Here is a 21,701-nt window from a genome sequence, read left to right on the forward strand (position 1 = left end):
TAAATTAAGTGTTTAATAGTTTATTTAATACAAAAGGGTATAATTGATGTTCAATTTTTTGGATCTTTTGTTGTAGAGAGTCATGTGTTTCTCCATCAACGACTTCAACTGAACGTTGCTCAATGACTTGTCCAGTATCCATTCCTTCATCTACGTAATGAACGGTAACTCCAGTTTTTGAAACTCCTGCTGCTAGTGCCTGACCGATAGCATCTTTTCCAGGAAAGTTCGGTAGAAGAGAAGGGTGAATATTGACGATCCTTCCTTCAAAAGGATTTAATAATGTTGGTCCAACTAGTCGCATGTAACCAGCTAAAGCGATAAAATCGATATTATATTCTTCCAGTTTTTTTAAAATCATTTTTTCATACACTTCTTTATTTTTAAACCTCTTTGGATCAAAGGTGAAACACGGAATGTTTTCCTTTTCTGCACGCTTTACACAGTAAGCTTCCGGTTTATCAGAAACGAGCAGTGAAATTTCTGCTTTTAATTCTCCAGTCTTAACTGCATCGACAATGGCTTGGAAGTTACTCCCGTTTCCTGATGCAAAAATGGCAATTCTTTTCATGATTTTCCTCCAAAGGATTCAATGATAATGGAAGATTGATTTGTTACGTTACCAATAATTTGGGCTTCTTCTCCTTGCTTGTTCATAAATTGAACAATTTGGTCTGCTTCGTCTGGTTGAACTGCGAGAACCATTCCGATACCCATGTTGAAAACATTAAACATTTCAGTGTGTTCAATATTGCCTTCCTTTTCAAGCAATTGGAAAATAGGAGGAACCTTCCACGTACCTTCTTGAATACTGGCTCCTAACCCTTTTGGCATCATACGTGGTATATTTTCAATGAAGCCGCCTCCGGTAATATGAGCCATACCTTTAATATTAAATCTTTTTAATGCCGCTAAAATGGGTTTTACATAAATTTTTGTCGGTCGTAGGAGTTCTTCCCCAAGGATACCATTTAGTTCAGGGATGTAAGTATCGAGTGAAAAATTACCTTCTTTTAAAAGCACTTTTCGAACAAGAGAATAACCGTTGGAATGGATACCGCTAGAAGATAAACCAATAAGCACATCGCCTACCTGTATATGATCACCCGTTATTATATTTTTCTTTTCAACAGCACCAACAGCAAAACCAGCGATATCAAACTCTTCTTCTTTGTACATATCCGGCATTTCGGCTGTTTCTCCACCGATTAAGGCACATCCAGCCATTTCACATCCTTCAGCAATACCTTTTACAATTGCTTCAACTTTTTCCGGTATTACTTTTCCTAATGCAAGGTAATCGAGAAAATACAACGGTTCGGCACCGTGAACAACGATATCATTTACACACATTGCAACGGCATCAATTCCTATTGTATCGTATTTTTCCATAAAAAAACTCAACAGAAGTTTCGTGCCGACCCCATCTGTTCCAGAGATTAAAACCGGTTCTTTCATATTTAAACTCGATAGATCGAACATTCCACCGAAACTACCGAGACCACTTAGGAGTCCGAGTCGATTAGTTCGTTCAACATGTTTTGTCATTCGTTTCACTGACTCGTATCCGGCTTCAATATCGACACCAGCTCCTTTATAGGCGTCTGCCATTTTTTTACCCCCAATCAATTAGGAATCGAGCTTTATTAGTCAATGGAGACTGCTCTCATAAGATCTTTATCGTTTTGTATTTCATCATTCGTGATTGTTGGATACTCCCCGGTAAAGCAAGCGAGACAAGATCCGTTTTGTTGATCCCATTCCTTCCGATTTAAGGCTTTTAATAAACCTTCTTTACTTAAAAAAGTTAATGTATCCGCCCCAATCAATTGCCTAATTTCTTCAACTGATTTTCCAGCTGCAATTAATTCATCTTGTTCCGTTGTATCAATTCCGTAAAAACAAGGGTATTCAATTGGAGGAGAGGAGATGACCACATGTACTTCTTTAGCTCCAGCATCCTTTAACATTTTCACAATTCGTTTACTCGTGGTACCTCGGACAATAGAATCATCAACCATAATGACACGCTTACCTTCCACAACGCCCCGGACTGGAGAAAGCTTCATTTTCACTCCTTGTTCCCGTAAAGCTTGTGTTGGTTGAATAAATGTTCGACCAACGTAGCGATTTTTAATTAGTCCGAGTTCATAAGGAATGCCTGATTCTTCTGCATAACCAATGGCTGCTGAAATACTCGAGTCTGGAACACCTGTTACAACATCAGCATCAATCGGAGCTTCGATAGCCAGTTGTTTGCCCAGATTTTTGCGAGCTGTGTGAACGTTGATGCCGCGGAGATTACTATCAGGTCTTGCAAAATAAACGTACTCCATGGCACACATTGCCATTTTTCTTTGTGGAGCGAATATGTCCGAATGTATGCCATCTTTATTTATAATAATCAATTCACCGGGTTGAACATCACGAATAAATTCTGCACCAATAATATCAAAGGCACATGTTTCCGAAGCGATGACATAAGAGTTACCCAGTTTGCCAATGGATAGTGGATGGATTCCGCTTGGATCTAAAGCTGCAATTAATTCATCATCGGTCATTATTAAAAATGCATAAGCACCAATTAACATATTTAAAGCAGCTTTCACTTTGGCAATAAAACAAGGCTGTTTACTCCGCTTTATTAAATGGGCAAGTATTTCTGTATCGGATGCAGTTTGAAAGATGCTCCCCTGTGCTTCTAAAAGGGCTCTCATCCGTTTAGCGTTAATTAAGCTACCGTTATGGGCTAATGCAAGATTTCCTGTATGGGAATGAAATAATAAAGGTTGGATATTTTCAAAGTTTCGATCACCTTTTGTTGAATATCGGACATGACCAATGGCGCTATAACCTTTCATTTCTTCGATATCATTTCTCGAGAAGACCTCTGTGACGAGGCCTTCTCCTTTATGCGCTTTTAAATTTATCCCATCATTGATAACAATTCCTGTACCTTCTTGCCCACGGTGTTGCAAGCTTTGCAGGCCATAATACGTAATGTGTGCGGCATCTTGATGTTGCCAAATGCCGAATAAACCACATTCTTCGTTTAGCCCTTTTATTTCAGCAAGCATGGGATTGCTCCTTTCCAAGCTTCTTGTAATTGTTTAGTCGTTAAATCAATGATAGTTTCCTTGTTTACGTTAATTGTAAGTTTAGGTGTATCGGTAACTAGACCAATTAATTTAGCGTTTGTTAATTTTTCAATTTCTGCTTGGTGTTCTTTTTTCACAGTTAAGATAAAGCGAGATTGAGATTCACTAAATAAAGCTGTTACAGCTTCTCCGTCAAGTTCAATTTTCGCACCAAATGGTGTATCTATCAAACATTCAACTAGTGCTACAGCAACCCCACCTTCAGAAACATCATGAGCAGATGTGATTAGCCCTTGTTGAATTGCCTGTAATACTTGTTTTTGGTTTTGCACTTCGACATCTAAATCGATGGAAGGTGCTCGACCATAGATTTTGCCGTCCATTAATTTTTGTAGTTCACTACCACCGAATTCTGGTTTTGTTTCACCAAGTAGATAGATTAAATCTCCGTCGTTTTTAAACGATTGGGTTGTCACATGGTTAAGATTTTCTACTAAACCAACCATGCCAATAATAGGAGTTGGGTAAATGGCTGTATTGTCAGTTTCATTATAGAGTGATACATTTCCACTAATAACAGGTGTTTTTAAACTTCGACAAGCTTCACTGATTCCGTCGGCTGCTTTTTCTAATTGCCAGTATACTTCTGGGTTATCAGGACTACCAAAGTTTAAACCATCAGTAACAGCAAGCGGTTTAGCGCCGGAAGCAACAATATTTCGAGCAGCTTCAGCAACAGCGATCTTACCACCTGTTTCTGGATCTAAGTAAATATAACGAGCGTTACAATCTGTTGTGATAGCAAGTGCTTTTTCCGTACCGCGAATTCGAACAACACCTGCATCGGAACCAGGTGTAACAATTGTATCTGTTCGTGCCATTGAGTCAAATTGATGATAGATCCACTCTTTACTTGCAATGGTTGGTTGTTTTAGTAAGTCTAATAATGTACCTTCATAATCTTTAATTGTAGGAACTTTTATTTCTAGCTGTTGGTTTTCACGGAAGTAGGCAGGTTCCTTTGATGGCTTATGGTAAACCGGCGCATCTTTCGCTAGTGCATCAACTGGCACTTCCGCTACAACTTCTCCTTTATGTGTGAGGCGAAGGATTTTGTCGTCGGTTACTTGACCGATAGCGACAGCTTCTAATCCATAACGGTTAAAGATATCAATAATTTCTTGTTCATGACCTTTTCTTACTATTAAAAGCATCCGTTCTTGAGATTCAGAAAGCATCATTTCGTACGGTGTCATATCAGCTTCCCGTTGAGGAACAAGGTCTAGGTTCATTTCAATTCCTGTGCCAGCTTTTGAAGCCATTTCGGAACTTGAAGAGATAAGTCCAGCTGCCCCCATATCTTGAATACCGACTAGTGCATCAGATTGAGCTACTTCTAGACAAGCTTCAAGAAGGAGACTTTCTAAAAATGGGTCCCCAGCTTGCACCGCTGCCATTCCTTCTTCAGACTCTTCTGTCAATTCAACGGAGGCAAAGGTTGCACCATGAATACCGTCTCGTCCTGTTTTGGCTCCAACATACATCACTGTGTTACCGATACCGTGGGCTAGCCCTTTTTTAATATCGTCATGGTTGATTAAACCAACGCCCATTGCATTTACTAACGGGTTTCCTTCATAACATGGATCAAATTGAACTTCTCCACCGACTGTAGGAATACCGATCCGATTTCCGTAACTTGCAATCCCTGCGACTGCCTGTCCTAATAAATATTTTGTACGAGAAGAAGTTAACTCACCAAACCGTAGAGAGTTAAGTACGGCAATTGGTCGTGCACCCATTGAGAAAATGTCACGGAGAATTCCTCCAACCCCAGTCGCCGCACCTTCAAAAGGTTCGACAGCAGATGGATGGTTATGACTCTCGATTTTGAAAACAACCGCTTGATTGTCACCAATATCAACGATTCCTGCCCCTTCACCAGGTCCTTGTAATACTTGTGGGCCAGAAGTAGGGAATTTTTTCAATACTGGTTTTGAACTTTTATAACTACAATGTTCAGACCACATAACAGAGAATAGGCCCAGTTCTGTATAGTTTGGTAGTCGACCTAAATGCTTTTGAATAAGTTCGAATTCTTCGTCGGTTACATTCATTTCTTTGTATATTTTCTCTTGTTTAATTTGTTCTGGACTTGGTTCATGCTTTAACTGCATTTGCTTCCCTCCATTGTTGTACAATCGATTTAAATAATTTTAATCCATCATTGCTGCCTAAGCGTTTGTCAACGGCCCGTTCAGGATGTGGCATCATGCCAAGTACATTCCCTTGTTTATTTGTAATCCCCGCAATGTTTTCAATACTGCCATTTGGATTTGTACCATTGTAAGTAAAAACAATTTGGTTATTATTCTTTAATTCTTGTAGAGTTTTTTCATCACAATAATAGTTTCCTACACTATGAGCGATTGGGAGATCGATTACTTCACCGTTTGTATATTGTCTAGAAAAAATAGTATCGTTATTGTGAACAACAATTTGTACAGTTTGGCAAGTAAACTTCAAACTTTTATTCTGGAGCATAGCCCCTGGTAGAAGACCTGCTTCAAGAAGAATTTGGAATCCGTTACCAATACCGAGGATCGGTTTTCCTTCTTTTGCTACTCTTGCTACTTCTTTCATAATTGGAGTTTGTCGAGCGATGGCTCCTGCACGTAAATAGTCACCGTAAGAAGAGCCTCCCGGGATCAGAATAGCTTCATACTCATCTAAATTTTTAGTGTCATGTTGAACGAATTCAACCTCTTCACCCAGTTTATCTTTCACAGCATGATACATGTCGAGGTGACCATTCGTTCCTGGAAAAACGAGGACGGCAAATTTCACTGTTTAACACCTGCCTCAATTTCATAGCGATAGTTTTCGACTACGGGATTAACTAGAAGTTTGTGACAAAATTCATTGACCATTTCATCCACATTTTTTACGGATTCGTCGATTGTAATTTCGATATACTTTCCAATTCGGAGTTCTTCAATCTCTTTGTATCCCATAGTTTCAAGTGTTTGTTTGGCAGCAGAACCTTGTGGATCAATAACACTGTTTTTTAGTGTGACATAAATTTTTACTTTGTACATGGTGCAACCTCCTAAATATTTTTTTTGGTATATATAAAAATTTTTAATTAACTCCTTTTGTATTTTGGGGTTCGCACGAAAAATAGGTTTTTCGCACAAAATTATAAGAATTCGCACGATTTGTGAGTCTCTTCGCACAATATTTTTATTTTTCGCACATATTTTACTAAAAATCGAACACATTTGACCATATTTCGCACAAATCCTTAGAATATAACCTAATAAATTAGAAAAAATTTATTAAAATTCCATGTTTGCACAGAAAATGAATCAATTCCAGATGTTAAAACGTTGGATTTCAGATAAAGCTTGATCGTGATTATCACTTAAACAAGTGATATGTCCCATTTTACGATTGTGTTTCACTTCATCTTTTCCATATAGATGAATTTTCCAATTTTTATAGTTTTTTATATTGGATGTGAGTGGTTCAACGTGTTGACCTAGAATATTGACCATCACAGCTGGCTTGACGATTTCCGTTGACCCTAATGGCCAATTACAAATGGCTCGAATATGTTGTTCAAATTGTGAGGTGACACATGCTTCTATTGAATAGTGACCAGAGTTATGCGGCCGAGGAGCAAGTTCGTTAATATAAATTTTGTTATTATTGGTTAAAAACATTTCTACTGCTAATGTGCCGACTAAATGTAAAGATGCGGCAATTTGTTTTGCTGCGTAGATTGCTTTTTCTTTTATATCTTTATTAATTCGAGCAGGGGCAATCGTCATATGAAGTATATTGTTTTTGTGAATATTTTCTGCAATAGGTAAAACAGCTGTTTCACCGTTCAGGTTTTTCACAATAATTACGGAAATTTCTTTTTGAAATGGTACCCATTGTTCTAAAACACACGGGCCATGTTTTATTAATGGCAGAGCCTTGTCAATGTCTTCTTTAGACTGAATAACCACTTGCCCTTTACCGTCATATCCGCCAGTTGCTGTTTTTAAAACGGCTGGAAATCCAAGATCTTTAAAGGCAGGTACAAGATTTTCTTGTTTTTCTATAACATGATAAGGAGCAACAGGTGCACCTGCTTTTTGGATGGCCGCTTTTTCTAATATACGGTTTTGTGTTATCCGTAAAATTTCAGTTCCTTGTGGGACATAGGCATTGTTTGTTAACCATTCAAGACAATCTGCATCTATATTTTCAAATTCATAAGTAATAACATCACTTCTTTTTGCCAATTCTTGAATTGCATGAATATCGTTATATGTTCCTACAATTTGTTCATCAGCAACCTGACCACATGGACAATTTGGTGTCGGATCAAGGACTACTACACGGAACCCCATTGCCTTGGCAGATAAGGTCATCATTTTACCAAGTTGGCCTCCCCCGATAATACCGATTGTTTGATTAGGAAGGACGACTTTAGCCAAGTTGATCACTGCTTTCTATAGAGCGGTTTTTATTATCTTCACGGAATTGTTCTAATTTTTTAACTAATGTTTCATCGGATGTTGCAAGCATTTGTACTGCTAATAGTCCGGCATTTTTTGCACCACTTTTACCAATGGCAACTGTTGCAACAGGTACACCAGCGGGCATTTGCACAATGGATAATAATGAATCTAAACCATTTAATGCCTTTGATTGAACGGGTACACCAATAACAGGGAGCGTAGTTTTTGCAGCGACCATGCCAGGTAAGTGAGCTGCTCCTCCAGCTCCAGCAATGATCACTTTTAATCCTAATTCTTTAGCATTTTCAGCGAATTCAAACATATAATCTGGTGTACGATGTGCTGAAACAACTTTCTTAATGTATGGGACCTCAAATTGTTCTAGAATTTCACAAGCATTTTTCATTGTATCCCAGTCTGAGGTACTTCCCATAATTACGGCAACTTGTGGTCTCATAATTAAACCTCACTTTGATTTCCTTTCTTTACATATAAATAAGCAAAATAAAAAGGTTTGGTCTGATTCTCTCCAATGAGAGAAAGCAGTCCAAACCTGTTAAGGACAATATGACATTAAAGTAGCTAATGTTTTTGCTACTATTGCCAATGACTGGTTTACTACTTTCTCTCATAGTCCAATAATTTACGGTTATTGGGTAGAAACTTATGGGCCATATTCCCAAAATTATATGAGAGAAAATGTATTTGATTTTGTAACTACATATTAACAACTAATACAAGTTATTGTCAATATAAAAATCGAACATAATATTATATTTAATTAATTATTGTTCGGGTTTTAAGGAAGATCTAGGTTGTTAACCATTGTTATTATTTATTAGTTTAAATGAAGAACAAAGTTTAAAAAAGGAATTAAGCGAAAAGTGTAGAATAGATAGTTTAATAAACATGCTCTTAAGTTAGATTGTAAATCTATTGTTATCATCATACAATTCTATTTAAAACATATGAATAGTTTTAGTGATTACTAAAAAAGGAAGAGTGCCTATGGGTGAAATGGAAAGAAAGAAAAAGAAACAAAATCGTACAATGCTATTACGTGCTAATTTATTGTTTGTTGTTGTATTCTTTTTATTTTCAATCTTAGTTCTTCGTCTAGGTTATGTGCAAATGGTACAAGGTAAGGATTATGTAGAGCAAATTGAACGGACGGACGATCACATCATTTATCACCCGGTCCCACGGGGAGAAATTTATGACCGGAATGGTCATGCATTAGTTTATAATGTGCCTCAAAAAGCGATAACTTATACGCCTCCTAAAAATCCACAACCAATAGATATATTAAATACAGCTGAACAACTTTCCGAATACATTCAAATGAATCAAGAAGACATTGAAAACGTTCCTGTCTGGGTCAAAAAAGAAATATGGATTTTAAAACATCATAATGGAAATGAGAAAATTACAAAAGAAGAGGAAGCTTTAATTAAGAAACAAGAATTATCTGAACAGGAGTTATATAAGAAAATACTAGAACGTATAACAGAGGAAGAAATCGAAACTATTAATGGAAACGTTGCTGCCATTTATCAAAATATGAGATCTGCTGTCGCATTAACCCCATCGATTATAAAAAATGAAGGAGTGACAGATGAAGAATTTGCTAGTGTCAGTGAAAATCTAGATAACTTACCGGGCATTTCAACAACGACTGATTGGCAAAGGGATTATACTTATGGGCAAGTGTTTCAAAGTGTGCTTGGACGAATGAAAGAAGGTCTTCCTCCAGAGAAGTTAGATTATTATTCTGCAAAAGGTTATGCCTTGAATGATCGCTATGGAGCAAGTTATTTAGAGGAGCTTTACGAAGATGTGTTAAGTGGTTCAAAAATTCAAGAAAAAGTTATTACAGATAATCGTGGGAAAGTGGTTAGTTCTGAAATCATATCTGAAGGTGAACCGGGTAGAGACTTATTTTTAACTATTGATATCAATTTCCAACAAGAAATTGAACAAATTATTCAAGAGGAATTATTGCGCGCAATTCAATTTCCAAGAACCGAAACATTAGATCGAATGTTCGTAGTTGCTATGGATCCAAGAACCGGTGAAATTTTAGCTCTTGCTGGCAAACGGTATAATCGGGAAACAAAGGAATTTGAAGAGTTTTCACACGGAACATTTACACAAGCATTTGAAGCAGGGTCAACGGTAAAGGGGGCAATGGTTCTAACAGGCTACCAAACTGGAGTTCTTAAACCAGGAGAGCAAAAGAACGATACACCGCTTATCTTTCCAGGTAATACAAAGTCTTCATTTGGAGGTAATGCTTTAGGTGTAATAGATGAATTAAAGGCGCTTGAACGGTCATCAAACGTCTACATGTGGTTAATCGCATTAGATGTTATGGAAGGACGTTATGTTCCAGGAAGTCTTTTCTCGCTTAATCCTGAGAAAGTGAATACGATTCGTTATTATTTCAGTCAATTCGGACTTGGAACGACAACAGGAATTGGTTTTAAAGAAGAGATTGAAGGAATGAAAGCAAGCCCAGATCCTGCACAACAAGCTGCATTTTTGGATATTGCCATTGGTCAGTTTGATACGTATACTCCTTTACAGTTAGCTCAGTATGTTGCCACCATTGCTAATGACGGATATCGAGTAAAGCCAATGTTAGTCAAAGAAATTCGTTCAGCTGATTTAGATAAAGATGGAATAAGTACCGTGATTAAGGAGTTTCAACCGACAATATTAAACCGTGTTGATATGAAACAAGAATGGATTGAACGAGTACAGCAGGGTTTTTGGCAAGTTACCCATGGTTCACAAGGAACAGCAAGAAGATATTTTTCTGATGAACCCTATGATGTTGCAGGTAAAACAGGAACGGCTCAGTCCTATTATGTCGATAATGGTCGTTTTGAAAAGGGAGTAGAAACAAATCATTCCTCTTTTGTTGGTTATGCACCATATGATGACCCAGAAATTGCAATTTCTGTCATTGTTCCCCATGCATTTTACGGAAGTCAACCGTTTAGTTATACGATTGGATCCCATATTGCTCAACGGGTATTTCAGGCTTATTTTAAGTAGCATATGAAATGTTAGGTTGTATCAATGTTAGCTGATTTTGTTAAAAAACAAACCATTTGTGCATTTACCTCTATGAAACTAGTAAATAATTTGAAGGTCAATTGTAAAGAAGGTAAAATAAATAGTGAATAGTCCTTCTATTCAAAATGTTACACAAGGGGGAGACATGATGAAACCATATGCACACGAACCTTTTACAGACTTCTCGAAAAAGGAAAATCAAGCGGCTTTTTTAGAAGGATTAAAAAAGGTAGAAAGCTATTTAGGGGAAACCTATGACTTAATTATTGGTGGAAAACGAGTTGAAACAAACGACAAAATTGTTTCAATTAACCCAGCAAATAAAGAAGAAGTCATTGGATATGTCGGTAAGGCAACGAAAGAACATGCTGAAGAAGCAATGCAAGTTGCTTTAAAAGCATTTGAAACATGGCGTAAATCAAAACCTGAAATGCGCGCTGAAATATTATTTAAAGCTGCCCATATCGTTCGTAATAGAAAACATGAATTTAGTGCTTTATTAGTTAAAGAAGCGGGAAAGCCTTGGCATGAAGCCGATGCGGATATTGCTGAAGGAATTGACTTTATGGAGTATTACGGACGGCAAATGTTAGAATTAAAAGATGGTGCACCAGTACTGTCAAGACCTGGTGAAAATAACACATATGGGTATATACCACTAGGTGTTGGTGTGACCATTCCACCTTGGAATTTTGCCTTTGCAATTATGGTCGGCACAACAGTAGCGCCTATTGTAACTGGAAATACAGTATTATTGAAACCAGCTTCAGCAACGCCAGTCATTGCTGCTAAATTTGTTGAAGTGTTAGAAGAAGCAGGTCTTCCTGCAGGGGTAGTAAATTATATCCCTGGTAGTGGATCAGAAATAGGAGACTATTTAGTTGATCATCCAAAAACAAGATTTATTAGTTTTACAGGTTCACGGGAAGTTGGTACTAGAATATATGAAAGGGCTTCCATTGTCCATCCAGAACAAATTTGGTTAAAACGCGTCATTGCGGAAATGGGTGGAAAAGATACGATTGTTGTAGATAGTGACGCCGACTTAGAATTGGCAGCTGAATCGATTGTAAAATCTGCTTTCGGCTTTGCTGGGCAAAAATGTTCCGCTTGTTCTCGAGCGGTTATCGTTGAAGATATGTATGATAAAGTATTAAACCGAGTGGTTGAACTAACGAAGGAGTTAATTGTTGGTGATCCGGCAAAACGTGAAACTTTTGTTGGCCCTGTTATTGATCAAGCGGCTTTTGATAAAATAACAAAATATATCGAAATAGGTAAGCAAGAAGGGAAATTAATTGTGGGCGGTACAGGCGATGATTCAAAAGGTTATTTTGTACAGCCAACAGTATTTGCAGATCTTGATCCAGAAGCAAGAATCATGCAGGAAGAAATTTTTGGTCCAGTTGTTGCCTTTACAAAAGCAAAAAGTTTTGAAGAAGCAATTGAGATTGCGAATAATACTGAATACGGCTTAACAGGATCGGTTATATCTAATAACCGTTATAATATTGAAAAAGCGAAAGAAGACTTCCATGTTGGAAACTTGTATATTAACCGTGGTTGTACAGGTGCAATTGTTGGATATCAGCCATTTGGTGGCTTTAATATGTCTGGAACCGATTCGAAAGCAGGGGGGCCTGATTACTTACTTCTTCATATGCAAGCTAAATCAATTGCGGAACAGTTTTAATTAAATTGAGTAAAAAACAGGCTGAGAATTTATGAACATCAGCCTGTTTTTCATTGAGAAGAATTATATATAGATTCAAATTATGGTAAACTGTAATTGTGAAATTGTGAACGTAATGTTTTTCACATGGAGAAGCTTATTGTATCCAAATTTTGCATATACTACAAAAGATATAATACTGTGTAAGGGTGAATAAATTACATGTCACAAAGAAAATCAAAGTTAGATGAGTATTTAGAACAGGGGATATATGGAAAAAAGGAAATTAACCCTGCCGAACGAAAGAAGTTTTTAGGAACCATTCGTGAACGAATTGTTATTGCTCTGACAATTCATCAAGTATACGAGTCAAAAGTATACAGTGAAGTGGAAAAGGAAATGATTGCTCATCCTAAGACAAAATTACTGTTAAATGGAGCTATTCCCTATGATACTTTAAGAAAATATATTAAAGTTGCAAATCAAAACAATATTCCTTTTACCATCGTCGAAAATAAAGAAAGTGATACAGATATTGGTCTCGTATTAACTTATGATCATTATGCTATTGAAAAAGATGAAATTTACGTTAAAGATACAGAAGCACCCGAATCGCCAAAACAGAAAAAAGTAAGTTCGAAATCTCAAAAAGAGAATATTCTAAAAAAACTTTTTTTAAAAGGTAAACTGAGAAGATAAGAGGGGAGATTGCTAGAAAAAAGCGATCTTCTTTTTTTATTAAGGAAGTCTCAGTCGTTTTAAATTGCAGTTACATAATCGGCATTCTCTTAAATTTTTATAGGAAAATAAAAGATTTTCACTACAGTATTTCTGAAAACAGCCAAAACATGATAAAATATAAATTAGTTTGCTTAAAAGCAATAGTATGTAACAGACTACGTTGTTTAATTATTTTGGAGGTGAATTAAGTGTCTAGAATTTCTAAAGATGATGTTCAACATGTGGCGCATTTATCTCGTCTTACATTTACTGAAGAGGAGATTGAAAAATTTACAACACAGTTAGATGAGATTATTGGTTTAGCAGAACAGTTAAATGAAGTTAATACTGCAAATGTGAAGCCAACGTCTCATGTTTTAGATATGAAAAATGTGATGCGTGAGGATGTGGCTGAACCAGGTTTACCACGTGAGGAATTACTAAGAAATGTACCAGATCAAAAAGATGGACAAATTCGTGTTCCATCGATTATTGAGTAAGGAGGGAAAACCTTGGGACTATTTGATCATAAATTAAAAGATTTACAAGAGTTACTTCATAAAAAGGAGATTACAGTTTCTGATTTAGTTGATGAATCGTTTAAGCGTATAAATGAAGTGGAAGATAAAGTAAAGGCATTCATTACTCTTGATGAGGAAAATGCCCGTACAAAGGCAAAAGAATTAGATGAAAAACATAGTGCAGAAGAAGCAAATAGTCTTCTTTTTGGAATGCCTATTGGAATCAAAGATAATATCGTTACAAAAGACGTACGTACAACTTGTGCTAGCCGTATGTTAGAAAATTTTGATCCTATTTACGATGCGACCGTAATGAATAAATTACATAATGCTGGAGCTGTCATGATTGGTAAATTAAATATGGATGAATTTGCGATGGGCAGTTCCACAGAGACTTCTTATTTCCATAAAACATATAACCCATGGAACTTAGAATATGTTCCTGGTGGTTCATCCGGTGGTTCCGCAGCTGCCGTTGCAGCCGGTGAAATTCCATTCGCATTAGGTTCCGACACAGGTGGTTCGATCCGTCAACCAGCGTCGTTTTGTGGTGTTGTTGGAATGAAACCAACCTATGGTCGTGTATCCCGCTATGGGTTAGTAGCTTTTGCATCTTCATTAGACCAAATTGGACCTATTACACGTAATGTGGAAGATAATGCATATATTTTACAAACAATTGCCGGTGTGGATCCTCATGATTCTACTTCAGCTAATGTTCCTGTTCCTAACTATGTAGAACAATTAACAGGTGATGTTAAAGGCTTGAAGATTGCTGTTCCAAAGGAATACTTAGGTGAAGGTGTTCACGAGTCAGTAAGAAATGCAGTCCTTGAAGCATTAAAAGTTCTTGAAGGATTAGGTGCTACGTGGGATGAAGTGTCCCTACCAAATTCAAAATATGGGGTTGCTGCATATTACATTATTGCTTCATCTGAAGCATCCGCAAACCTTGCACGTTTTGACGGTATTCGTTATGGTTATCGAGCAAAAGATGCAAAAAATTTAATGGAATTGTATAAGAAATCACGTTCTGAAGGTTTCGGTGACGAAGTGAAACGTAGGATTATGATCGGAACGTTTGCCTTAAGCTCAGGTTATTATGATGCTTACTATAAAAAGGCTCAACAAATTCGTACATTAATTAAACAAGATTTTGAAAAAGTATTTGAAAACTATGATGTCGTAATTGGACCAACAAATCCAACGACGGCATTCAAGATTGGCGAAAAAATTGACGACCCAGTCACGATGTATGTTAACGATCTGTTAACAATTCCAGTCAACCTTGCTGGTCTTCCAGGTATTTCTGTACCATGTGGCTTTAATAATGGATTACCAATTGGCCTTCAAATCATTGGTAAACATTTCGATGAAGGTACAGTTTATCGAGTAGCCCATGCTTTTGAACAAGCGACAGATTTCCATAAACAAAAACCACAATTGTAAGGGGTGAAATAAATGAATTTTGAAGCGGTAATTGGACTTGAAGTACACGTAGAATTGAAAACAAAATCGAAGGTATTTTCACCATCCCCGAACCAATTCGGAGCAGAACCAAATACAAATACGAACGTCATTGATTTCGGTTATCCAGGTGTTTTACCTGTATTAAATAAAGAAGCAGTTAATTTTGCCATGAAAGCGGCAATGGCATTAAATATGGACATTGCGACAGAATCAAGTTTCGATCGAAAAAACTATTTTTATCCGGATAACCCGAAAGCGTATCAAATTACGCAAGATGCACAACCAATTGGTAGGAATGGTTGGATAGAAATTGAAGTGAACGGCAAGACTAAGCGAATTGGTATCAATCGTTTACATTTAGAAGAGGATGCCGGAAAACTAATTCATACAGAAGACGGGTCTTTAGTTGACTTAAACCGTCAAGGAACACCCTTAATTGAGATCGTATCAGAACCAGATATTCGTACACCAGAAGAAGCATACGCTTATTTAGAAAAATTAAAAGCTATTATCCAATACACAGGTGTTTCCGATGTTCGAATGGAAGAAGGATCTTTACGTTGTGACGCTAACGTTTCCCTTCGCCCAATCGGTCAAGAAAAGTTCGGCACGAAAACAGAATTGAAAAACTTAAACTCCTTTAACTTTGTTCGAAAAGGATTGGAGTATGAAATTAAACGACAAGAAAAAGTATTGCTTGCTGGCGGTGTCATTAACCAAGAAACACGCCGTTATGATGAGGCAACTGGAGAAACGATTTTAATGCGTGTAAAAGAAGGATCGGATGATTATCGATACTTCCCGGAACCAGACCTTGTTGAACTTTACATTGATGATGAATGGAAAGAACGTGTTCGAGCATCGATTCCTGAACTTCCAGATGCACGGAAAAAACGATATATTGAAGAATTAGGTTTACCAGAATATGATGCGAAAGTTTTAACGATGACAAAAGAAATGTCCGATTTCTTTGATGCAACTGTTGCGAATGGAGCTGATGCAAAACAAGCATCAAACTGGTTAATGGGTGAAGTGTCTGCTTACTTAAATGCTGAACAAAAAGAATTACATGAAATTGCTTTAACCCCAGAAAGCTTAGCAGGCATGATTAAGTTAATTGATAACGGTACACTATCTTCCAAAATGGCGAAGAAAGTGTTTAGTGAACTAATCAAAAAAGGCGGCGACCCAGAGAAAATTGTAAAAGAAAAAGGGTTAGTTCAGATTTCTGATGAGGCAACACTATTGAAACTGGTTACAGAAGCGTTAGATAATAACCCACAATCGATTGAAGACTATAAGAATGGTAAAGATCGTGCCATCGGTTTCCTTGTGGGACAGATTATGAAGAAAACGAAAGGACAAGCTAACCCACAATTACTAAATAAAATTTTACTGGAAGAAATTAAAAAACGTTAAATAGGAATGGTAGGCAATCTAAAGTGTTAGTGACTTTAGGTTGCCTTTTTTTATAAAAACAAAGCTAGTATATATTAAAATAGAATATAATATTATGAAATAGTTGGTTTGTTGTAAAAACAAAGTTCTGAAACAATATATGAGAAGGGTCGTATTGAAAATAAAGGAGGCGAAACAATGCGAAGTGGCAATCCGAGTCTAACGAATAATACTTTTGAATCTTATGCCGGAAATGCTGATACGAGTGATCAAATGACCATTCAAGGTACAGTCAATAAAACATTTATTTTACTTGTTTTTATAATCATTAGTGCAATTTTCACATGGACACAATATTTTGCGGGTCAAAATGTTTCACCTTATATTACTATAGGCGTGATCGGTAGTTTAATTGTCGCGTTAGTTACCATTTTTGTGAAAAGAATGGCACCAGTTTTATCTCCTATTTATGCAATGTTAGAGGGACTTGTCATCGGTGGAGTTTCCGCAATATACGAATCTCAATTTCAAGGCATCACTTTCATGGCTGTATCTTTAACATTTTCAATTCTTTTAGGTTTGTTGCTTATTTATAAAAGTGGTCTTATTAAAGTGACTCATAATTTCCGTTTAGGAGTAGCGGCAGCAACGTTAGGGGTTTTATTAACTTACTTATTAAGTTTAATATTAGGTTTTTTCGGTATTCAGGTCCCTTTCATTCATGAAACGGGAACTTTAGGTATAATAGTTAGTATAGTCATAGTCTTTATCGCGGCCCTTAATCTTGTTTTAGATTTTGATTTTATTGAAAGAGGGGCTGAACTCGGCGCACCGAAATATATGGAATGGTATGGAGCCTTTGGTATAATGGTCACTTTAGTATGGTTGTATTTAGAAATTCTCCGACTATTGTACAAAGTACTTGCAAATCGTAATTAAGGGGTGATAAAAGATGCATTTACATGGTTGGTTTGAAAAAGCAATGAGCTACAACGAATACGTTGATCAGATGACCCGAAATAAAGAAAAAATGCTCTCCATTTATGAACGATTTCATTTGAAAGATGATCATGTCAAAAAACTTGGAGAATTACAGGAGAAAAATTTACGTGTCATTGCTCTTACAGAAGATTGGTGTGGTGATGCGATGGTTAACAACCCAATCTTAATGAAAATTGCTGAAACAGCTAACATTGAAGTTCGTTTTTTGTTGCGTGACCAAAACTTAGAATTAATGGATCAATATTTAACAAATGGGAAGTCCCGTTCAATTCCGATTTATATATTCATAGATAAAGATGGCAAAGAAGTTGCAGTGTGGGGACCGAGGGCACCAGAAGTTCAAGCATTTGTTGAGCGAGAAAGGGCTGCTTTACCAGATAAAGATGCGCCGGAATTTGCAGATAAGCAAAAAGAGATGTATAGAAAAATGTCAATGCGGTTTTTAGAAGATGAAGAATTGTGGGAGAAGATTGCGGCTAGTATTGTTGAACGGATTTGTGACAATTAGTGAATAGAATTGTTTTTGTTTGCGTAAAGTTCCTTCAATGGATCTCGTTGAGGGAACTTTATTTTTATATTAATTGGCTTTTTAAGGGAAGTATAGATAAATAGTGATATGGATTGATTGGTAGGTTGTCTCGAGGACAAAAAGAGGTAGAAATGTCTCTGAGAGCTGATCTCGAGGACAAGTGAGATTAAAAAAATGATTAAAATGTCTTTAATTAGAAGAAGTTTTTTAAATCGTATAGCACCTAAAAGCACCTAATTTATCAACTCCCCACCAATTTGCTATACTAAAATGGAATAAAAGGAAAGGAATGATTTCTATGGAATATGTTACATTAAATAACGGCCTACGCATGCCAAAGCTTGGATTTGGTGTTTGGCAAGTACCTGATGAAGAGGCTACTCAAGCAGTAGAAAAAGCATTTGAAGTAGGTTACCGATTAATAGATACGGCAAAAGTATATGAAAATGAAAAAGGCGTTGGTAAAGCAATAGCAAATAGCCAAATTCCGCGAGAAGAATTATTCATCACGACAAAACTATGGAATTCTGACCACGGTTATGACAAAGCATTGCGTGCGTTTGAGGCGAGTTTAGACCGTTTAGGATTAGACTATGTTGATTTATACTTAATTCATTGGCCATGTCCAGATTTCGGTTTGTACATAGAAACGTATAAAGCATTAGAAAAATTGTATAAAGATGGTCGTGTCAAAGCAATTGGTGTTTCGAATTTTAACATTGAGCATTTAGAAAAAGTTCTAAATGAATGTGAAGTTGTTCCTGTTGTGAACCAAGTCGAATGCCATCCATATCTACAACAAAAAGAACTGAAAGAATTTTGTGCAAAACATAATATTTATATTGAAGCTTATAGTCCATTAATGAATGGTCGTGATGTGCTTGAAGATGATGTGATCAAAGGTATTGCTGAAAAACATGGTAAGACAGCGGCTCAAGTAATTTTACGTTGGCATTTGCAAGAAGGAACCATTGTCATTCCAAAATCTGTGACACCATCACGAATTGAAGAAAACTTTAATGTGTTTGATTTTGAATTAACTAAAGAAGATATGGAGAAAATCTCTACACTTGACCGTAACACAAGAATTAATAATGAACCGGCTGCTTATCATCGTATATAAGATAAGAAAAATTTACACAACAGTAAAAAGACTCGCTTATGATTAAACGAGTCTTTTTACATGTCCGACTATGAATTAGTTACTCTTACCTATCATTAAATTTTTATAGAAACGTATTTTACTTCAAGAAATTCTTCAATACCGTGATGCCCACCTTCTCGCCCTAATCCACTTTCCTTATATCCACCAAATGGTGCTTGCGCAACAGAAGGAAGACCATCATTAATACCGACAATCCCATATTCCAGTTGTTCTGATACTGTGATGGCTGTTTTTAAGTTTGTTGTAAATATATAAGCAGCGAGTCCATATGGAGTATTATTGGCTCGTTCAACTACATCTTGTATATCATCAAAAGTGATAACTGGTGCAACGGGACCAAATGTTTCTTCATTCATAATTCGCATGTCTTCTGTCACACTACTTAAAACAGTGGGTTCGACAAAATAACCACTTTCCAAATCTTCGATGCGACGACCACCGCATTCAATTGTTGCCCCTTTGCTTACAGCATCTTGGATATGTGATTCAACTTTTATGTAAGCTTGTTCATCAATTAATGGACCAATTTGGGTATCTGGTTCCAATCCAAATCCGACCGTTAACTTCTGCGCTTCCTTAGAGAATTTTGCAACAAATTCATCAACAATGGAAGAATGCACATATATTCGATTTGCACATACACAAGTTTGCCCATTATTTCTAAATTTCGATTGCATCACACCTTCGACTGCTGTATCAATGTCTGCATCTGGGAATACAATAAATGGTGCATGCCCACCTAATTCTAAAGAAACTTTTTTGACGGTGTCAGCTGCTCCGCGCATTAAAAGTTTTCCGACTTCCGTAGATCCGGTAAAGGTTATTTTACGAACACGTGCATCTTTTAACCATGCATTTCCAATTTCTTGGGCATCTCCGGTGACGATATTAATAACCCCTTTTGGAAAACCGGCTCGCTCTGCAGCTTCTGCTAATTTTAAAGCCGTTAATGGTGTTTGCTCTGCCGGTTTAATAACAACAGTACAGCCAGCTGCTAAAGCCGGTGCAACTTTTCGTGTGATCATTGCAGCGGGAAAGTTCCAAGGTGTAATTGCAGCAATGACACCAACGGGTTGTTTTAAAACAAGTAAACGTTTATCGACTGCTGATGCTGGTATGGTTTCCCCATAAATTCGTTTTGCTTCTTCAGCATACCATTGTATAAAACTTGCTGAGTAGGTTACTTCACCTAATGCTTCTTTTAACGGTTTTCCTTGTTCAAGTGTCAATGTCTCTGCAATTTCATCTTTACTATCTAAAATATTATCATACCAACAGCGTAATAAATGACTACGTTCTTCAGCTGTTTTTTGTGACCACTTTTTAAAAGCGTCATAAGCTGCATCAACAGCTAAGATAGCATCTTCTTTTCCACCGTTTGGAACTGAGGCGATTTGTTCTCCATCTGCCGGATTAGTGACAGAAAATGTTTCATTGGCTATCGCTTTTATCCATTCACCGTTTACATACATCCGATTTAATAAAACAGTACGAGCTGCCATTTTCCCACCCCCAATAATTCTATACTTTAATTATACTAAATTTTACGAAAACTAGAAGGAGATTCAATGAATTTATAAAATAACTGATGTTGCCTAGTATTGGGTAAGTTGATCTGAGCTAAAAATAAAAATCACCCAGTACTTAATAACTGGGCGATTTTTTCGTTTACCAGAAGTAAGGGTATCCATATCCGTAGAATGGGGAGCCAAATCCATAGCCATACGGTCCTAACAATGCACTACCTAGTAATCCACCTGCAACGCCGCCTAAAAACGGGCCAAATCCAACCCCCCATCCCCATGGCCTACCAAACCCCCATGGACGTCCATATCCCCATGGTCTACCAAATGGCCTACCGATAATTCTTCTCTCATCGGTCATGTGTGTTTGAACAGGGAGATATTCATTATACAATTGGCATTCCTCCTAAATTTGATTTTTATACGTTTGTCATGTTCATGTTTTTAAGCATGTTTTTTTTAGTACGGTATAAAATCCTCCTCACGAGGTCCGTACCATGGTTGTTGCGGATAACCATAAAAGCCATGTTGGTAATGACCATGGTGATGTCCATGGTGATGTCCGTGATGGAATGGTTGAACTCCAAATCCATAATATGGCTGGAATGGATTGCTGCCGTAACCACCAAAATTAAAATATCCATCATAACCAGGGTATCCGCCAAAAGGCATAGGGCCACCGAGCATTTGTCTCTCCATGTAATTACCTCCTCATGTGTGTATTCACCTTAGTGTATGTGTCTATATCGGGAGGGGTATAGGTAAAAGCCTATTTTAGTCTAAGAGAGTAGTTTTGCTTTAACTGTTTTGATAAATGTCCTTAAGTATCAAAACTTGTTTTATAATGAACTGTAAAATCTTGATTAATCGTTTTTCGATTCTTTCAATACTGTGTTTGTAGTTTGTAATAAATAGGATTTGTTAACAATACTGTTAATAAAGATAAAATAAATTTGCCTTGAAATTTTTGTTGGAGTATGATGTTTAATAGTAAAAAACTTTAATCTG

20 protein-coding genes and 1 riboswitch are annotated in these 21,701 nt (G+C 36.8%); of the genes, 9 read left to right on the forward strand and 11 right to left on the reverse strand.

The features are described from left to right. Positions 1 to 4: 4 nt before the first annotated feature. The 8 genes from purN to purE form a co-directional block, all read right to left on the reverse strand. Positions 5 to 571, reverse strand: a complete 567-nt coding sequence (purN, locus tag OEV82_RS07190; RefSeq protein WP_173657862.1) for a phosphoribosylglycinamide formyltransferase — start codon at positions 569 to 571, stop codon at positions 5 to 7. After that, positions 568 to 1,611, reverse strand: a complete 1,044-nt coding sequence (purM, locus tag OEV82_RS07195; protein WP_263061450.1) for a phosphoribosylformylglycinamidine cyclo-ligase — start codon at positions 1,609 to 1,611, stop codon at positions 568 to 570. Before purM ends, purN begins: the two co-directional genes overlap by 4 nt. A 35-nt stretch (positions 1,612 to 1,646) precedes the next feature. Continuing rightward, complete coding sequence (purF, locus tag OEV82_RS07200; protein ID WP_263061451.1) at positions 1,647 to 3,077, reverse strand: amidophosphoribosyltransferase; 1,431 nt, start codon at positions 3,075 to 3,077, stop codon at positions 1,647 to 1,649. Further along, positions 3,062 to 5,275, reverse strand: a complete 2,214-nt coding sequence (gene purL, locus OEV82_RS07205; protein WP_263061452.1) for a phosphoribosylformylglycinamidine synthase subunit PurL — start codon at positions 5,273 to 5,275, stop codon at positions 3,062 to 3,064. Before purL ends, purF begins: the two co-directional genes overlap by 16 nt. Beyond that, positions 5,259 to 5,945 carry a phosphoribosylformylglycinamidine synthase subunit PurQ gene (purQ, locus tag OEV82_RS07210; protein ID WP_263061453.1) on the reverse strand — a complete coding sequence of 229 codons (687 nt, stop codon included), beginning with the start codon at positions 5,943 to 5,945 and terminating at the stop codon, positions 5,259 to 5,261. The genes purL and purQ overlap by 17 nt, the downstream gene beginning before the upstream one ends. Beyond that, positions 5,942 to 6,196: a phosphoribosylformylglycinamidine synthase subunit PurS gene (gene purS, locus OEV82_RS07215; protein WP_173657867.1), complete on the reverse strand. Its 255-nt coding sequence runs from the start codon at positions 6,194 to 6,196 to the stop codon at positions 5,942 to 5,944. The genes purQ and purS overlap by 4 nt, the downstream gene beginning before the upstream one ends. Positions 6,197 to 6,466: 270 nt before the next feature. Then, positions 6,467 to 7,597, reverse strand: a complete 1,131-nt coding sequence (gene purK / locus OEV82_RS07220) for a 5-(carboxyamino)imidazole ribonucleotide synthase (protein ID WP_173657868.1) — start codon at positions 7,595 to 7,597, stop codon at positions 6,467 to 6,469. Next, positions 7,581 to 8,069 (reverse strand): 5-(carboxyamino)imidazole ribonucleotide mutase, encoded by a 489-nt coding sequence (gene purE / locus OEV82_RS07225; RefSeq protein WP_173657869.1) that lies wholly within the window; start codon positions 8,067 to 8,069, stop codon positions 7,581 to 7,583. The genes purK and purE overlap by 17 nt, the downstream gene beginning before the upstream one ends. A 154-nt stretch (positions 8,070 to 8,223) precedes the next feature. Beyond that, positions 8,224 to 8,325, reverse strand: a riboswitch (purine riboswitch). 295 nt (positions 8,326 to 8,620) lie between these two features. Here purE and OEV82_RS07230 point away from each other — a divergent pair. The 9 genes from OEV82_RS07230 (at position 8,621) to OEV82_RS07270 (ending at position 19,128) form a co-directional block, all read left to right on the forward strand. Next, positions 8,621 to 10,672, forward strand: coding sequence for a peptidoglycan D,D-transpeptidase FtsI family protein (locus OEV82_RS07230; RefSeq protein WP_263061454.1), 2,052 nt, complete (start codon positions 8,621 to 8,623; stop codon positions 10,670 to 10,672). Positions 10,673 to 10,838: 166 nt separating this feature from the next. Next, positions 10,839 to 12,386 (forward strand): L-glutamate gamma-semialdehyde dehydrogenase, encoded by a 1,548-nt coding sequence (pruA, locus tag OEV82_RS07235; protein ID WP_263061455.1) that lies wholly within the window; start codon positions 10,839 to 10,841, stop codon positions 12,384 to 12,386. Positions 12,387 to 12,587: 201 nt separating this feature from the next. Further along, positions 12,588 to 13,064, forward strand: a complete 477-nt coding sequence (locus OEV82_RS07240) for a YueI family protein (protein ID WP_263061456.1) — start codon at positions 12,588 to 12,590, stop codon at positions 13,062 to 13,064. Positions 13,065 to 13,294: 230 nt separating this feature from the next. Beyond that, entirely contained in the window at positions 13,295 to 13,585 is a 291-nt protein-coding gene (gene gatC, locus OEV82_RS07245; protein WP_173662425.1) for an Asp-tRNA(Asn)/Glu-tRNA(Gln) amidotransferase subunit GatC, read from the forward strand. 12 nt (positions 13,586 to 13,597) lie between these two features. Further along, complete coding sequence (gene gatA, locus OEV82_RS07250; RefSeq protein ID WP_263061457.1) at positions 13,598 to 15,055, forward strand: Asp-tRNA(Asn)/Glu-tRNA(Gln) amidotransferase subunit GatA; 1,458 nt, start codon at positions 13,598 to 13,600, stop codon at positions 15,053 to 15,055. A 12-nt stretch (positions 15,056 to 15,067) separates the two neighbouring features. Further along, positions 15,068 to 16,495, forward strand: coding sequence for an Asp-tRNA(Asn)/Glu-tRNA(Gln) amidotransferase subunit GatB (gatB, locus tag OEV82_RS07255; protein ID WP_173660090.1), 1,428 nt, complete (start codon positions 15,068 to 15,070; stop codon positions 16,493 to 16,495). Between the two features lie 177 nt (positions 16,496 to 16,672). Then, entirely contained in the window at positions 16,673 to 17,413 is a 741-nt protein-coding gene (locus tag OEV82_RS07260) for a Bax inhibitor-1/YccA family protein (RefSeq protein WP_263061458.1), read from the forward strand. A 13-nt stretch (positions 17,414 to 17,426) separates the two neighbouring features. Further along, positions 17,427 to 17,984, forward strand: coding sequence for a thioredoxin family protein (locus OEV82_RS07265; protein ID WP_263061459.1), 558 nt, complete (start codon positions 17,427 to 17,429; stop codon positions 17,982 to 17,984). A gap of 319 nt (positions 17,985 to 18,303) precedes the next feature. After that, positions 18,304 to 19,128, forward strand: coding sequence for an aldo/keto reductase (locus OEV82_RS07270; RefSeq protein WP_263061460.1), 825 nt, complete (start codon positions 18,304 to 18,306; stop codon positions 19,126 to 19,128). A gap of 95 nt (positions 19,129 to 19,223) precedes the next feature. On the opposite strand, the gene OEV82_RS07275 is transcribed toward OEV82_RS07270, so the two are convergent. From OEV82_RS07275 to OEV82_RS07285, 3 genes are all read right to left on the reverse strand, one after another. Further along, complete coding sequence (locus tag OEV82_RS07275) at positions 19,224 to 20,672, reverse strand: NAD-dependent succinate-semialdehyde dehydrogenase (RefSeq protein ID WP_317634304.1); 1,449 nt, start codon at positions 20,670 to 20,672, stop codon at positions 19,224 to 19,226. A gap of 166 nt (positions 20,673 to 20,838) precedes the next feature. After that, a complete protein-coding gene (locus OEV82_RS07280; protein ID WP_407672750.1) occupies positions 20,839 to 21,087 on the reverse strand; it encodes a hypothetical protein in 249 nt (82 codons plus the stop codon). A 65-nt stretch (positions 21,088 to 21,152) separates the two neighbouring features. After that, positions 21,153 to 21,392 carry a hypothetical protein gene (locus OEV82_RS07285; RefSeq protein ID WP_263061461.1) on the reverse strand — a complete coding sequence of 80 codons (240 nt, stop codon included), beginning with the start codon at positions 21,390 to 21,392 and terminating at the stop codon, positions 21,153 to 21,155. Between the last annotated feature and the right edge of the window lie 309 nt (positions 21,393 to 21,701).

It is taken from the genome of Pallidibacillus thermolactis (genome assembly GCF_025660415.1).
In the GTDB taxonomy this organism is placed as follows: Bacteria; Bacillota; Bacilli; order Bacillales; family Caldibacillaceae; genus Pallidibacillus; species Pallidibacillus thermolactis.

Coding starts and splice junctions, on each gene's coding strand:
- purN (WP_173657862.1), bottom strand. CDS start 571: ATGAAAAGAATTGCCATTTTTGCATCAGGAAACGGGAGTAACTTCCAA.
- purM (WP_263061450.1), bottom strand. CDS start 1,611: ATGGCAGACGCCTATAAAGGAGCTGGTGTCGATATTGAAGCCGGATAC.
- purF (WP_263061451.1), bottom strand. CDS start 3,077: ATGCTTGCTGAAATAAAAGGGCTAAACGAAGAATGTGGTTTATTCGGC.
- purL (WP_263061452.1), bottom strand. CDS start 5,275: ATGCAGTTAAAGCATGAACCAAGTCCAGAACAAATTAAACAAGAGAAA.
- purS (WP_173657867.1), bottom strand. CDS start 6,196: ATGTACAAAGTAAAAATTTATGTCACACTAAAAAACAGTGTTATTGAT.
- purE (WP_173657869.1), bottom strand. CDS start 8,069: ATGAGACCACAAGTTGCCGTAATTATGGGAAGTACCTCAGACTGGGAT.
- OEV82_RS07230 (WP_263061454.1), top strand. CDS start 8,621: ATGGGTGAAATGGAAAGAAAGAAAAAGAAACAAAATCGTACAATGCTA.
- pruA (WP_263061455.1), top strand. CDS start 10,839: ATGATGAAACCATATGCACACGAACCTTTTACAGACTTCTCGAAAAAG.
- OEV82_RS07240 (WP_263061456.1), top strand. CDS start 12,588: ATGTCACAAAGAAAATCAAAGTTAGATGAGTATTTAGAACAGGGGATA.
- gatB (WP_173660090.1), top strand. CDS start 15,068: ATGAATTTTGAAGCGGTAATTGGACTTGAAGTACACGTAGAATTGAAA.
- OEV82_RS07260 (WP_263061458.1), top strand. CDS start 16,673: ATGCGAAGTGGCAATCCGAGTCTAACGAATAATACTTTTGAATCTTAT.
- OEV82_RS07265 (WP_263061459.1), top strand. CDS start 17,427: ATGCATTTACATGGTTGGTTTGAAAAAGCAATGAGCTACAACGAATAC.
- OEV82_RS07270 (WP_263061460.1), top strand. CDS start 18,304: ATGGAATATGTTACATTAAATAACGGCCTACGCATGCCAAAGCTTGGA.
- OEV82_RS07275 (WP_317634304.1), bottom strand. CDS start 20,672: ATGGCAGCTCGTACTGTTTTATTAAATCGGATGTATGTAAACGGTGAA.
- OEV82_RS07285 (WP_263061461.1), bottom strand. CDS start 21,392: ATGGAGAGACAAATGCTCGGTGGCCCTATGCCTTTTGGCGGATACCCT.